The 13297-nt window shown below is 71.3% G+C and carries 13 protein-coding genes and 1 pseudogene; 7 read left to right on the top strand and 7 right to left on the bottom strand.

The window, feature by feature from the left end:
- Positions 1-93 precede the first annotated feature (93 nt).
- The gene (locus FHX32_RS33650) at positions 94-1761 is read left to right on the top strand and encodes a tachylectin-related carbohydrate-binding protein (RefSeq protein WP_167192081.1); all 1668 of its coding nucleotides are present in this window, start codon (positions 94-96) and stop codon (positions 1759-1761) included.
- Between the two features lie 121 nt (positions 1762-1882).
- Here the strand turns inward: FHX32_RS33650 and FHX32_RS33645 are convergent, their stop codons facing one another.
- The 3 genes from FHX32_RS33645 to FHX32_RS33635 all read right to left on the bottom strand — a co-directional run bounded on the left by FHX32_RS33645 (position 1883) and on the right by FHX32_RS33635 (position 6004).
- Positions 1883-4309 (bottom strand): M14 family metallopeptidase, encoded by a 2427-nt coding sequence (locus FHX32_RS33645; protein WP_167192079.1) that lies wholly within the window; start codon positions 4307-4309, stop codon positions 1883-1885.
- Positions 4310-4612: 303 nt separating this feature from the next.
- On the bottom strand, positions 4613-5254 hold the full coding sequence (locus FHX32_RS33640) for a LysE family translocator (protein ID WP_486481462.1): 642 nt from the start codon (positions 5252-5254) through the stop codon (positions 4613-4615).
- Positions 5255-5257: 3 nt separating this feature from the next.
- The gene (locus tag FHX32_RS33635; RefSeq protein WP_167192077.1) at positions 5258-6004 is read right to left on the bottom strand and encodes a metallophosphoesterase; all 747 of its coding nucleotides are present in this window, start codon (positions 6002-6004) and stop codon (positions 5258-5260) included.
- A 94-nt stretch (positions 6005-6098) separates the two neighbouring features.
- Between FHX32_RS33635 and FHX32_RS33630 the strand changes: the two genes are divergently transcribed.
- The 4 genes from FHX32_RS33630 to katG all read left to right on the top strand — a co-directional run bounded on the left by FHX32_RS33630 (position 6099) and on the right by katG (position 10644).
- A complete protein-coding gene (locus FHX32_RS33630; protein WP_109906233.1) occupies positions 6099-6704 on the top strand; it encodes a CGNR zinc finger domain-containing protein in 606 nt (201 codons plus the stop codon).
- Between the two features lie 236 nt (positions 6705-6940).
- Positions 6941-7966 carry a DUF7507 domain-containing protein gene (locus FHX32_RS33625; RefSeq protein ID WP_167192075.1) on the top strand — a complete coding sequence of 342 codons (1026 nt, stop codon included), beginning with the start codon at positions 6941-6943 and terminating at the stop codon, positions 7964-7966.
- A 169-nt stretch (positions 7967-8135) separates the two neighbouring features.
- Positions 8136-8414, top strand: a complete 279-nt coding sequence (locus FHX32_RS33620; protein WP_208419795.1) for a hypothetical protein — start codon at positions 8136-8138, stop codon at positions 8412-8414.
- Positions 8415-8445: 31 nt separating this feature from the next.
- Positions 8446-10644, top strand: a complete 2199-nt coding sequence (gene katG, locus FHX32_RS33615; RefSeq protein ID WP_167192071.1) for a catalase/peroxidase HPI — start codon at positions 8446-8448, stop codon at positions 10642-10644.
- A gap of 57 nt (positions 10645-10701) precedes the next feature.
- On the opposite strand, the gene FHX32_RS33610 is transcribed toward katG, so the two are convergent.
- The 3 genes and pseudogenes from FHX32_RS33610 to FHX32_RS33605 form a co-directional block, all read right to left on the bottom strand.
- Positions 10702-10863: a hypothetical protein gene (locus FHX32_RS33610; RefSeq protein ID WP_167191115.1), complete on the bottom strand. Its 162-nt coding sequence runs from the start codon at positions 10861-10863 to the stop codon at positions 10702-10704.
- A gap of 62 nt (positions 10864-10925) precedes the next feature.
- Positions 10926-11372, bottom strand: a pseudogene (locus tag FHX32_RS35615) (low temperature requirement protein A); the annotation flags it as partial.
- On the bottom strand, positions 11285-11746 hold the full coding sequence (locus tag FHX32_RS33605) for a low temperature requirement protein A (protein WP_167192069.1): 462 nt from the start codon (positions 11744-11746) through the stop codon (positions 11285-11287). The gene FHX32_RS33605 and the pseudogene FHX32_RS35615, both read right to left, overlap by 88 nt.
- A gap of 298 nt (positions 11747-12044) precedes the next feature.
- Here FHX32_RS33605 and msrB point away from each other — a divergent pair, with 298 nt between their 5' ends.
- Both msrB and msrA read left to right on the top strand, forming a co-directional pair.
- Positions 12045-12509 carry a peptide-methionine (R)-S-oxide reductase MsrB gene (msrB, locus tag FHX32_RS35610; protein ID WP_167192067.1) on the top strand — a complete coding sequence of 155 codons (465 nt, stop codon included), beginning with the start codon at positions 12045-12047 and terminating at the stop codon, positions 12507-12509.
- Complete coding sequence (gene msrA / locus FHX32_RS33595) at positions 12506-12814, top strand: peptide-methionine (S)-S-oxide reductase MsrA (protein WP_199236116.1); 309 nt, start codon at positions 12506-12508, stop codon at positions 12812-12814. Before msrB ends, msrA begins: the two co-directional genes overlap by 4 nt.
- Positions 12815-12863: 49 nt before the next feature.
- Here msrA and tnpA read toward each other — a convergent pair whose 3' ends face one another.
- Positions 12864-13280: an IS200/IS605 family transposase gene (gene tnpA, locus FHX32_RS33590; protein WP_167192065.1), complete on the bottom strand. Its 417-nt coding sequence runs from the start codon at positions 13278-13280 to the stop codon at positions 12864-12866.
- Positions 13281-13297 lie beyond the last annotated feature (17 nt).

The following is a 13297-nucleotide window of genomic DNA, read 5'->3' as shown; positions in this document are numbered from 1 at the left end:
GTGCTGCCGCCGCGCCCGGTCCAATCCTCCGCCGGCGGTCCGGTTGCCGACTGAGCCACCGCTCCACCGCCACCGGCGCACTACGCTCTGCGCGTGGCCGTGACACCGTGGGTGGGCGTGCGCCGGATCGCCATCGTTCCGGCGCTGAACCGTCAGGTGGACCGGGAGCCGCCTGCCGACTGGGAGTACCAGGTGCGCAGCCGCGTCTTCTACGACCCGGAGCCGGGCACCGGCAGGGACCGTTCGTTCCAGCACTACCTGCACGCCCTCTCGTACGGCAGGGCACACCTCGACGGCGAGGTGTTCCCGCGGGTGTGGGCCGAGGACGCCGAGGTCAACATCCCGGCGATGCGGTCCCTGCCACCCGGACACGGCTACCAGGCGCTGCTCGCGGTGCTGCCGCACGAGGCCGGCGAGCACCGCGGCGGGCACGCCTTCGGCGGCATCTCCCCGGTGAACGGCATCAAAGGTTGGGCCCGGGTGGCGATGTTCAGCAACCCGTTGCTCCGCGACGACCAGCGCCAGCCGATCGGCGTCTGGGGGCAGGAGCTGTTCCACCTGCTGTGCGATCTCTGGGAGCATCCGGGGCTGCCCGGATACGACCCGATGGACGGCGACGGCGCCCGCCGGAGCACCCACGCCAGCGCCACGACCAAGCGCCTGTTCGGCTGGCTGCCCACTGGCGTCGTCGACCACGCCGAGGGGCGGCTGGACACCAACCTGCACGCGATCGGCCTGGTGCAACCACCGCCGCCGGACCGGGTCACGGCGGTCCGCGTGCCGTCCCGGCGCGCGACCAACCGCTTCTTCTTCGTGGAGGGGCGGCTGCGGACCGATCCGTTCGACGGGATGGTGCCGGCCGAGGGGGTCCTCGTCTACGAGGTCAACGACACCGTCAAAGTCACCCTGCGGACCGGCCCCGCGCTGTCGACGGGACAGACGTACGACGACCCCGACGAGGGGCTGCGGGTGACCGTCACCGACGACCTCACGGGTGGTTTCGCGGTCTCGGTGTTCCACGCCCCCGACCCGACGGTCCCGGGCCGCCTGCTGCGCTACGTCGACGCGTCGCAGACCGGCGGCGGCGACGTGTCCAACCCCCAGGTCATCGGCCTCGGCGGCTGGCAGCAGTTCCGATTCCTCTTCCCCGGCGCCGACAACGTCATCTACGCCGTCGACCAGGCCGGCCGCCTCCTCCGCTACGTCGACGCCTCCCAAACCGGCGGCGGCGACGTCTCCAACCCCCAAGTCATCGGCCAAGGCGGCTGGCAACAGTTCCAGTTCCTCTTCCCCGGCGCCGACAACGTCATCTACGCCGTCGACCAGGCCGGCCGCCTCCTCCGCTACGTCGACGCCTCCCAAACCGGCGGCGGCGACGTCTCCAACCCCCAAGTCATCGGCCAAGGCGGCTGGCAACAGTTCCGATTCCTCTTCCCCGGCGCCGACAACGTCATCTACGCCGTCGACCAGGCCGGCCGCCTCCTCCGCTACGTCGACGCCTCCCAAACCGGCGGCGGCGACGTGTCCAACCCCCAGGTCATCGGCCTCGGCGGCTGGCAGCAGTTCCGATTCCTCTTCCCCGGCGCCGACAACGTCATCTACGCCGTCGACCAGGCCGGCCGCCTCCTCCGCTACGTCGACGCCTCCCAAACCGGCGGCGGCGACGTCTCCAACCCCCAAGTCATCGGCCAAGGCGGCTGGCAACAGTTCCGATTCCTCTTCCCCGGCGCCGACAACGTCATCTACGCCGTGGTTCCCTGATCGGCTCGACTCACCCGCATCGGCGTCCGCGCCGCCCCCGCCGCGCCGACGACGCGGCGGGGGTGTGCGGGGTCGGCAACCCCCGCACACCCCCTGTGCGCGATGTTCGACTGTCCACGGCCTACGGCAGGACCGCGGTGCCCCTGCGGTAGTTCTTCCCGTTGCCGTCCGGCTGGTAGTTGTTCTCGACGTTGCCCGCCGAGTCCACCGAGAACCAGTGCACTTGGGTGCCGGCCGGGACGGTCAGCGTCTCCCCGCCCTCGCGGATGCCGGCGGAGCCGTACAGGGTGGAGGCGTACGTCGGGGCAGCCTGGTCCAGGGTGTAGAAGACCGCCGCCGGTTCACTGGTCTCGAAGGTCACGTTGACCATGCCCGGCGTGGAACTGGGCGCGACCGTCAAGGTGCTCTCCGGCCGCTGCTTGTCCTTGGCGAAGTCCCGGGCCACCCGCATCAGCTCGACCAGCCCGTTGGCGAACTCCATCGCCTCGGCGTGCGCCTCCTCCCACTCCGGCTGGAAGGACGTGCCGACCTCGAAGTTCCACGCGTAGATGCCGTACTTGTACCAGAGCATGTCTCCGGAGTTGCCGGCCGCCGAGTAGAGCACGTCGGAGATCGGGCCGGTGCGCGCCGGGGTGACCGCCATGTTCCGGTGCCGCTTGATGGCGCTCAGGATCCGGGCGGAGGCGCCCCAGAACGCCGACTCCTCGGCGAGCGTCGGCCGCGGCGCCGACACCCGGCCCGGCAGCGCGTACGCACCCGGCGACCACATGAAGTAGTTGCCCGAGGAGTGCAGATTCATCGAGAACCGGATGTTCGGGCGGGCGGCCAGCCAGTCCAGGTTCCGGTTCTCCGGCTCGGACAGCTCGCTCGGGCCCGCGTAGGTGCCGCTGGTGCAGCTCGACGACGCGCCCGAGTAGCCGTCGAAGAGGCTGTACTCGGTGTAGTTGCGGTTGTTGTCCACACCCCACGAGTTGCGGGCCAGGAAGTCCGCCGAGCCGGTCAGCGGGCAGTGGTTGGTCATGTTCTTGCGCTGCAAGTTGAAGTCGTAGAACGAGTAGTGCCCGCCGTCCGGATTGATCGACGGCGCGATCCAGATGTCGAGGTTGTTCAACAGCTGCTTGGTCTGCCCGTCGTGGCCGTAGTTGCGCAGCAGCCGCTCGGCGGTCTCGATGGTGACCAGCGGCGGCACCCACTCCCGGGCGTGCTCCTGGGCGTAGGCCAGCACGCCGAGCTTGGATCCGTCGCGGTGCTTGCCGATCCGGATCGCGTACACCGGGTGCGGCTCCCGGGAGACGCTGGCCGGCGCGCTCAACCCGTCGGTGAGCTGGGTCCGCGCGGCCGGCGCGACCACCCCGGTGCCCGGGCTGCCCCGATAGGTGTACGCCCGCAGCAGCGAACCGGCGCCGGCGTTGAGCGCCGCCACCACCTGCGTGGCGGTGCTGGTCACCGCGCCGGCGGAGTCGGTGCCCAGGGTCACCCGCACCGCCGAGCCGGTGACGCTCACCGACAGCGGCGTGTTCGGCGCCCCCGGGTCGGCGAGCTCCACCGAGACGGCGTTGCCGCCCTCGTGCCCCCAGGCCAGCGAGTCGACCGCGACCCGGCTGGCGGTGGCGGTGCCGAGCACCGCCTGCGCGTGCCGCCGGTAGCCGTTGGTCTTGTACGGCAGCTCGACGATCTCGGCCAGGTCCGGGAACTCGGCGGCCAGCTGGTGGATCCGCGCGTACAGCTCGGTGGGGGTCAGGTAGCTGGTGACGAAGTCCTTCTGGTAGCCGGGCCCCTCCGGGCCGTCGCCCGGGGTCGGCAGCCACTCCTTGACGGTGGCGATGGCCACCTCCCCGGTCGGGCTGGTGATCCGGATGCGGTCCGGCCGGGTGGTCACCGTCGCGGCGCCGCGGTGATACAGGTAGACACCGGCGTCGACGAAGCGGGAGATGGTCTGCGTACCGCCGGAGCCGAACGCGGTGCCCGGGCCGCTGTCCCGCTCGACGGTGAGCGGCGTGCTGGCCATCTGGCCCTGCGCCCACTTCGCCTCCACGGACAGGATCTGGCTGGTGCCGGAGGTGTAGTAGTCCGCCCGGATGATCTTGACGTCGGAAACGTCCGGCGCGGTCGGGTCGGACGCGGCGGCGGCGAACTGCCGGTTGTCCGCGGCGTGCTCGGCGATGATCGCCGCCCGCTCGGCCACCCGGGCCTGGGCGTCGGCGGGCCGGTGCAGCACCTCGCCGAGCCGGAACCCGGCGGCGGTCAGCGCCGCGCCCTCGCTGGCCGTGACGACCGCGTGCGCGACCACGCCGTCCTCGGTGCGGGCGACATGGTGGTCGAGGTCGACGCCGGTCGCGACGAGCGCGTCCAGCTGGTCGGTGTCGGCAAGCAGCACCTCGACGACATTCGCCTCCTCGTCGCCGACCCGGACCAGGTCGACCGAGGGAGCGGCCGGCGGCGCGGTGGCCGAGGCCGGGCTGACCAGCAGCACCACGGCCATGGCCCCGGCCAGCGCGGCGGGGAGCGGAAGGCGGCGTCGCCACCGGGGACCTAGAGGATCACGCATCTGTCGACCCTTCTGTTTCTCGGCACGGGTGACCGAAATGAGCTGGCCGAGGGGCCCCGCCCGGGGTACGCGGCTCCGCCCCGTCGGTCGCGCGCCGCGCCCGCGGCGTCACGACCCGGTGAAAGGAAGGTGATGGTGTCCGGTTGCGGCGGACCGACGCTGCCCGCATCGCCGAGTTGCGGAAGCGCCGTCGATCTGGTGGACGAGTGGCTGTTCCGGTCGCAGTCGGTGGACTGAGGCAATCCTCAGTGTCGACAAAGTGGTCTGTCAATCCTCCGGTTAAGGTCCGGCGCCGGGTACCGGTCAGTTCAGCGCGGACCGTACGCCCAGCCCGACGAGGACGACGCCGGTGACCCGGTCCAGCGCGCGGCGCACCCGTTCGGTACGCAGCAGCCGCGCGGCCGCGCCGGTGACCGCCGTCCAGCCGGCCAGCCAACCGGTGTGCAGCACGGCGTGCGCGGTGGCCAGCAGCAGCATCGGCACCAGCACCGGCCGCGACGGGTCGAGGAACTGCGGGGCCAGCGTCAGGTAGACGGCCGCCGCCTTCGGATTCAGCACGTTGCCGAGCAGGCCCTGCAGGTACGGATGGCGGACCCGGCCGGCGAGCCGACGCCATCCGGCCCGCGTGGTCGGCGGTTCGGGCGCGGCGGGCCGCCGGCGGGCGGCGGAGACCAGCAGCCAGCAGCCCAGCCCGACGAGATAGCCGGCGCCGGCCAGCTTGACGACCCAGAACGCCTGCGACGAGCGCAGCACCAGCGCCGCCAGCCCGGCCGCGGCCAGCGCCGCGTGCAGGTAGATCCCGGTCACCGTACCGAGGATCACCCACCAGCCCTGGCGCCGGCCGCCGGCGCCCACCCGCGAGACGACCAGCGCGAAGCTGGTGCCGGGGGTGAGCGTGATCGGCGCGACGGCGAGCGCGAAGCCCAGCATGGCCACCCCGGTCACCGGTCAGACCACCACCCGGTAGTGGGTCGTCAGCAGCCCGGTGTCGTCGTACACGTGGAAGGCGATCCCGGGCGGTTGGAGCTGGTCGGTCAGCCTCCCCTCGCCCTCCCACGGCATCCGCAGGGTGGAGACCACCCCGGGCGCGATCCGCAGCGGGCGGCCGGCGAAGGTGCTCGCCGCGGCCGTGTGGAAGTGGCCGGTCAGCACGGCGACGATCTGCGGATGGGCGGCCACCAGCTCGGCGAGCGGGTCCGCGGGCAGCAGCCGCATGTCGTCGATGACCGGGTGGTGCAGCGCGACCGGCGGGTGGTGGAAGGCGAGGAAGACCGGGACGTCGGCCGCCACCGAGGCGAGCTGCTCGCGCAGCCAGCCCATGGTCTCCTCGTCCAGGTGGCCGTCGTCGCGGCCGGGGATGCTGGAGTCGGCGAGCAGGAAGGTGGCGCCGCCGACGTCGTGCCGGCTGTTGATCGGCCCGTCGCCGCCGTCGGCCTCGCCCAGCAGTCCCCTGCGGTACGCGTCGCGCACGTCGTGGTTTCCCGGGCAGACCAGCACCGGTCGCGGCGAGGCGAAGAGCTTGGCGGCCAGCTCGTACTCGGACACCTGCCCGTGGTCGGCGATGTCCCCGGTGATCAGGATGGCGTCCACCGGACGGGCCAGATTGTGCAGGTGGTCCATGACCCGGGCGGTCCGCTCCGCCGAGCGCGGGTGGTCGTCGAGGTGGGTGTCGCTGAGGTGCGCGATGGTCAGCACGATGCCCCCTAATGGGTTGCGGCGCTCTTGGCGTTAGGGACGCTACACTGGCCCTCTGAAGATCCACAAGACGGCACGCGACGACGGAGGTTCGATGTCTGTCCAGCTCACGCTCGCCCTGGCCGGCACCATCCGGCACGACGGCAACGGCGGCGTGACCGACGACCTCGCCGAGACCGCCGGGCTCGCCCGCTGGCTACGCGACCAGGCCGAACCGCTGCGCGGCTACGACCACGACCTGGCGCCGCCGGCCGACCTGCCCGACGAGCAGACCCGGCTCGACGTGGTCGCGCTGCGCCGGGCCGTCCGCACGCTGCTCGCCCGGGCGGTCGCGCCGGAACCGCCCAGCCGGGCCGACCGCGCCTCGCTGCTCACGCCGGCCGAGGCGGTGCGCGAGCTCAACGCCGCCGCCGGCCGGCTGCCCACCAGCCCCCGACTGCACTGGCCGGACGACGCGGCGCCGACGCTCACCCGGCACTCGGGCCCGGCCGAGCCACGGCTGCGGCTCACCGCGACCCTGGCCCGCGCCGCCATCGACTTCCTCGCCGGGCCCGAGCGGGCACAGTTGCGCGCCTGCCCGGCCCCGCGCTGCGTGCGGTACTTCGTCAAGGAGCACGCACGCCAGCAGTGGTGCAAGCCGTCCTGCGGCAACCGCGCCCGGGTCGCCCGCCACTACCAGCGCCAGCAGGCCGGACGGTAGCCGCGGGCCGACCCACCGGAGGTCACCGCGGCGGGGCGCTGACTGACCGCTTACTCCGCGCACCGTACCGGCGAATCCCCTGTCGGGTGCGGGATTCGGCGCATCACTGAGTCCGTGGACAGCTGTCCAGGGCGGGTCCGTCCACCATGCGAGGGATTCCCGCCCGCTCGACGTGACGGGTCCCGGCAGCGTTCGTTGCCCCCGGTACCAACCATCCACGTACACGGGGGATCTACATGAGCACGACATCTGCGTCGCGCAGACGGATGGGCATCGGCACGCAACTGGGCGCCGTCGCGGTGCTGGCCGGCGGCCTGCTGCTCACGGCCGGCTCGCCCGCGGTCGCCGGGCCGAAGCCGGAACCGAAGCCGAAGTTGGAGCTGACCAAGACCGGAACGCCGGCCAAGGACCTGGAGGCCGGCGACAAGGTCACCTACACCTACACGGTGACGAACAAGAGCACCGGCACGGACCACCCGATCACCGGCATCACCGTCGCCGACGACACGGTCACCGGCATCGTCTGCAAGGGTCACTCCGGGCCGGCGGCCGAGGACGCGAAGCGCCTCGACCTCGAGCCGGGCGAGAGCGCCACCTGCACCGGCTGGTACACGGTCACGAAGAAGGACGTCAAGGCCGGCAAGGTGGTCAACACCGCCTGGGCGAAGGGGTGGTTCCACCGGAAGAAGGTGATGTCCAACAAGGCCGACTTCACCGTCAAGACGAAGGACGAGCGGGAGAAGGCCCGCCTGTGGCTGGACAAGAAGGCCCGCGTCGAGTCGGACTGCCGCAGCAAATGCGAGAAGGACGGCTACGCCGCCAAGGGTGACAAGATCTTCTACAGCTACCGAGTGACCAACACCGGCACGGTGACCATCAAGGAGATCGCCGTCCACGACAAGAAGGCCGGACCGGTGGTCTGCAAGAAGACCTGGCTGCACCCGGGCGCGAGCACCGACTGCCACGCCGTCGAGCCGCACGTGGTCACCTGGGAGGACGTCAAGGCCGGCAAGATCGTCAACACCGCCTACGCGACCGGCGAGCACGACAAGAAGAAGGTCGTCTCCAACCCGGCGACCGCCACCGTCTGCATCCGGGGCGGCAAGTTCGACCACCGGCACGACGGCAAGGACGACCCGGAGCTGCCGGTCACCGGCGACGACAGCACCGGCGTCCTGTCCCTGGGCGGCGGTCTGCTGGCCGCCGGCGCTCTCCTGCTCGGGGTCAGCCGGCTGCGCCGCACGGCACGCGACCAGGCCTGACCGACGGAGCGACGACCTCCGGGCACCGCGTGCGGTGCCCGGAGGTCGTCGTATCCGGAACGGCGGCGCGCCGCGCCCGTCATCCGGCTTCTGGATGCAGTCAAGTAAGAAGTCGGGCATACTGCGCACCGTGGCCACCTCGGACGTCGAGCGCGTGCGACGCGGGGCCATGCTGCGCCGGACCCGTCCGCGGCTGGCCGTGCTGTCCGCGGTGCGCGCGCATCCGCACGCCGCCGGCGTCCCGATCTTCGTGTCGAGGTCACGGGTCGGCGACGACCACCACCACATCGTGTGCCGGTCGCGCGTCGTCTTCGCCGACGTCGACTGCGCCGTCGGCGGGGCACCCTGGCCGACCGCGTCCGACCACCTGGGCTGCTCGGCCGACCAGGCCGGGGTCACCGACCGCGAGGTCTGCGCGTCCCGGGTCGCGGCGCCAGCAACCAGTTGACCGAAACGCAACCGACAGGAGAAGGACCGACGTGCCTGAGCGCGGCAGCGAGAGCGAGAACCCGGCAATCCCCTCCCCCACCCCGAAGCCGAGTCGGCCGAGGGCCAACCAGGACTGGTGGCCGAACCAGCTGAACCTGCAGGTTCTCCACCAGCACTCACCCCGGGCCAACCCGCTGGGCGAGTCATTCACCTACGCGGAGGAGTTCAAGACCCTCGACGTCGAGGCGCTCAAGCGGGACGTCTTCGAGGTGATGACGACGTCGCAGGACTGGTGGCCGGCGGACTACGGCCACTACGGGCCGCTGTTCATCCGGATGAGCTGGCACTCCGCCGGCACCTACCGCATCGAGGACGGCCGCGGCGGTGGCGGCGACGGTGCCCAGCGCTTCGCCCCGCTCAACAGCTGGCCGGACAACGCGAACCTCGACAAGGCACGCAGACTGCTCTGGCCGGTCAAGCAGAAGTACGGGCAGAAGATCTCCTGGGCCGACCTGCTCGTCTTCGCCGGCAACTGCGCGCTGGAGTCGATGGGGTTCAAGACGTTCGGCTTCGGCTTCGGGCGCGAGGACGTCTGGGAGCCCGAGGAGATCTTCTGGGGGCCCGAGGACACCTGGCTCGGCGACGAGCGCTACAGCGGCGACCGGGAACTCGCCGCTCCGCTGGGCGCCGTCCAGATGGGGCTGATCTACGTCAACCCGGAGGGGCCCAACGGCACCCCGGATCCCCTCGCCGCCGCCCGGGACATCCGGGAGACCTTCCGCCGGATGGCGATGAACGACGAGGAGACCGTCGCACTCATCGCCGGCGGCCACACCTTCGGCAAGACCCACGGCGCCGCCCGCGCCGACCAGTACGTCGGCCCGGAGCCCGAAGCCGCCCCGCTGGAGGCGCAGGGCCTGGGCTGGAAGAACAGCTACGGCAGCGGCAAGGGCCCCGACACGATCACCAGCGGCCTCGAAGGCGCCTGGACGCCCACCCCGATCACCTGGGACAACAGCTTCTTCGAGACGCTGTTCGGGTTCGAGTGGGAGGTCTGCGAGAGCCCCGCCGGCGCCAAGCAGTGGCGGCCGAAGGACGGCGCCGGGTCGGACGCCGTGCCCGCCGCGCACGACCCCTCCGTCCGGTACGCCCCGATGATGGCGACGACCGACATCGCGCTGCGCGTCGACCCGACCTACGAGCCGATCTCGCGGCGCTTCCTGGAGAACCCGGACCAGTTCGCGGACGCGTTCGCCCGGGCCTGGTACAAGCTGCTGCACCGCGACATGGGACCGGTCTCGCGCTACCTCGGTCCGTGGGTGCCGGAGCCGCAGCTGTGGCAGGACCCGGTACCGGCGGTCGACCACGAGCTGATCGCGGGCGCGGACATCGCGGCCCTCAAGAGCACGATCCTCGCCTCCGGACTGTCCATCCCCCAGCTCGTCCGGACCGCGTGGGCGTCGGCGGCGAGCTTCCGCGGCACCGACATGCGCGGCGGCGCGAACGGGGCCCGGATCCGCCTCGAGCCGCAGCGGAACTGGGAGGTCAACGATCCGGCCGAGCTGGCCACGGTGCTGCCGGTCCTGGAGCGGATCCAGCAGGACTTCAACGGCGCCCAGTCCGGCGGGAAGCGGGTCTCGCTGGCCGACCTGATCGTCCTGGCCGGCTGCGCGGCCGTCGAGCAGGCCGCCCGGAACGCCGGGCACGACGTGACGGTGCCGTTCTCGCCCGGGCGTACCGACGCCTCCCAGGAGCAGACCGACGTCGAGTCGTTCACCGTGCTGGAACCGAGGGCGGACGGGTTCCGCAACTACCTGCGCGCCGGGCAGAAGCTGTCGCCGGAGACCCTGCTGCTGGACCGAGCCAACCTACTGACGCTGACCGCGCCCGAGATGACCGTCCTGATCGGCGGCATGCGGGTCCTCAACGCCAACGCGGGACAAGCCCCGCACGGCGTCCTCACCGACCAGCCGGAGACGTTGACGACCGACTTCTTCCGCAACCTGCTCGACACCGGCACGGAGTGGAAGGTCTCCAGCGAGACCGAGAACGTGTTCGAGGGCCGGGACCGCGCCACCGGCGAGGTCCGGTGGACCGCCACCGCCGTCGACCTCGTCTTCGGCGCGAACTCCCAACTCCGCGCCATCGCCGAGGTGTACGCCGGCGCGGACGGGCAGGAGAGGTTCATCCGGGACTTCATCGCGGCGTGGGTCAAGGTGATGAACCTGGACCGGTTCGACCTCACCTGATCCGCCACGGGCCCCGGTCTTCGCTGACCGGGGCCCGCCCGTCGCCCCGGGGCGGAATCAACCGGGGTGCCCGCACAGCGCCGGCCGAGTCCACCGCTCGCCCAGCACGTCCCCGACCACCACCGCGGCCAACACCAGCAGAGCGAGGCTGCTGACCAGGACCGGTGGCCAGCCACCCACCCACGGTGCCGCGACGGCCAGCACCAGCAGCCCGAGCACCCGGTGCCCGCCAGCATCACCAGATGGGTGTACGGCGCCAGCCGGGTCGCCCGCCGCAGCAGGTGGGCGGCGAGCGTCCGCAGGATGGCACCGGACCCCAGCACGTAGATCTGCCAGAGCAGCAGCATGGTGAGGAAGGCGACGAGGAACGCGGCCAGCCGGGCGGGGGTGAACTCCGCGGTGCTGATCTTCAGGGTCGGCGCCAGGATGATGTCGCCGAGCGCCAGGATGACGAACTGCTGGTACCGCTCGCCCAGGTGCGCGGTCGTCTGCTCGTACTGCCCGAGCGGTACCCGGCCGAGCCAGGGTGTGGGGTAACGCGCCGCGGCCGAGACGTAGTCGATCGCCACCGCGATGGTCCAGAACTCCCAGCGCGGCGCGCCGGGCAGCAGCGCCCCGACGATCCAGCAGACGCCGGAGATCAGAAACCAGAAGACGAAGCGCGCCGCGCGTCCCTTGGCCTGATGCCGGTGCCGGTGCCGGCGCTGGTGCTGGTGCTGGTGCAGCACCCCACCAGGACCAGGCCCCGGACCACGTGGGGAGTCACGTATCCGACGGCGAAGACCAACGCGTGCGCGGCGGAGCCGAGCGCCGCCGCCGTCACCACGGCACCGAGCGCCGTCACCATGAGGATGGCCTGGATCGGGCGCTGGTCCGGGTCGTAGAAGTCGGTGGTGGTCGAGGTGATCGACCAGGTCCACCAGATCGCCATCAGCATCAGCACGACCGGCCCGACGCCGGCCCACGAGTCCCGCTCGGCGATCAGCATCGAGATCAGCGCCAGGGCGGCCACGAAGACCACGTCGAAGAGCAGTTCCAGCAGGGTGGCCCGGTTCGACGCGTTCGGCCGGCGCACCAACTCGGTGCTGCCCCCGGTCGTCATGCCCGGCCTCCCCGCCGCCCGTCCCACCCGGTCGCGGGCGATGCCGGCGCCGCGGTGCGCGCCGGACCGCCGGCCGGACGTACGGCCAGCCGGGCGCCGCGCCCGGGAGGATTATCGGCGCCGCCGGGACGGCCCGTCTCAGGAACGGAAATTCCGGACATCGGCCTCGCCCCGCTCAACCCGGCGGCCGCGGGCGGGACGGCGGTTAGTCGACCGCAGGCGGGGTACGCGTCGGAGCGCGCGTGCAGGCCCGTTGACCCGGCACTTCCTGCCGACGACCGATCCGAGAGGAACGACGGTGTCCGAGTACCGCAAGAGCGCCGAGGCGATCTCCCGGCTGTCGCCGGACCAGTACCGGGTCACTCAGGAAGCCGGCACGGAGCCGGCCTTCGACAACGCGTACTGGGACAACAAGGAGCCGGGCATCTACGTCGACGTGGTGTCCGGGGAACCGCTGTTCACCTCAGTGGACAAGTACGACAGCGGCACCGGCTGGCCGACCTTCAGCAAACCGATCGATCGGCGGAACGTGGTCGAGGTGCAGGACTCCAGCCTCGGCATGTTCCGCATCGAGGTTCGGTCGGCGCACGGGGACAGTCACCTCGGGCACGTCTTCGACGACGGTCCCGTGGAGACCGGCGGGTTGCGGTACTGCATGAACTCGGCGGCCCTCCGGTTCATCCCGCGCGACGACCTGGAGCGCGAGGGCTACGGCGAGTACCGCACGTTGTTCGATCACCCGGACGGGGAGCGGAAGCGATGACTGAGACCACCGAGAAGGCGATCCTGGCCGGCGGCTGCTTCTGGGGCATGCAGGACCTCATCCGCAAACGCCCCGGCGTGCTGGACACCAGGGTCGGATACACCGGCGGGGACGTGCCGAACGCGACCTACCGCAACCACGGAACCCACGCCGAGGCGATCGAGATCGCCTACGACCCGGCGAAGCTCTCCTACCGGGACCTGCTCGAGTTCTTCTTCCAGGTCCACGACCCGACCACGAAGAACCGTCAGGGCAACGACGTGGGCCTCAGCTACCGAGATGCGGGCCAGTGTTCCGCCCTTTAGGGCGGGGGTGAAGGCCGGCGCGGGAGGGCCGCCTAGGCCCGAGCGTGCTCTAGGTTGGCTTGTTCTGCTGCTCGATGTATTGGCGCAGATCGGTCAGGGGGGCACCGTCGAGGGACCCGGCGAAGTACGAGGCGGACCACAGCCTGTTGGTCTGGTAGTAGTGGGGTACCAGGTCGGGGAACTCCTGCCGTATCCGTCGTGAGGACACACCCTTGAGACTGTTGACCAGCTTCGACAAGGCGACCTTCGGCGGGAAGTTGACCAGTAGGTGCACGTGCTCGCCCTCGCCGGTGAACTCGACCAGGTCGCACTCGAAGTCGGCGCACACCGCCCGCATGATTTCTTCTAGGCGGGTCAGGTGCTGGTCGGTGAACACCCTGTGCCGGAACTTCGTCACGAAGACCAAGTGGGCGTGCAGGACGAAGACGCAGTGTCTACCGGTGCGAACATCCAGGGAGCCAGCCATAGACCAAGGGTAGACTG

This window comes from Micromonospora sp. CNZ280 (assembly GCF_011759515.1).
This window is presented reverse-complemented; position numbering and strand designations above follow the sequence as displayed.

What these genes read in the sequence shown, in the direction of transcription:
- FHX32_RS33645 (WP_167192079.1), bottom strand. Translation starts at nt 4,309, where the DNA reads ATGCGTGATCCTCTAGGTCCCCGGTGGCGACGCCGCCTTCCGCTCCCC.
- tnpA (WP_167192065.1), bottom strand. Translation starts at nt 13,280, where the DNA reads ATGGCTGGCTCCCTGGATGTTCGCACCGGTAGACACTGCGTCTTCGTC.
- FHX32_RS33620 (WP_208419795.1), top strand. Translation starts at nt 8,136, where the DNA reads ATGCTGCGCCGGACCCGTCCGCGGCTGGCCGTGCTGTCCGCGGTGCGC.
- FHX32_RS33625 (WP_167192075.1), top strand. Translation starts at nt 6,941, where the DNA reads ATGAGCACGACATCTGCGTCGCGCAGACGGATGGGCATCGGCACGCAA.
- msrA (WP_199236116.1), top strand. Translation starts at nt 12,506, where the DNA reads ATGACTGAGACCACCGAGAAGGCGATCCTGGCCGGCGGCTGCTTCTGG.
- FHX32_RS33605 (WP_167192069.1), bottom strand. Translation starts at nt 11,746, where the DNA reads ATGACGACCGGGGGCAGCACCGAGTTGGTGCGCCGGCCGAACGCGTCG.
- FHX32_RS33630 (WP_109906233.1), top strand. Translation starts at nt 6,099, where the DNA reads ATGTCTGTCCAGCTCACGCTCGCCCTGGCCGGCACCATCCGGCACGAC.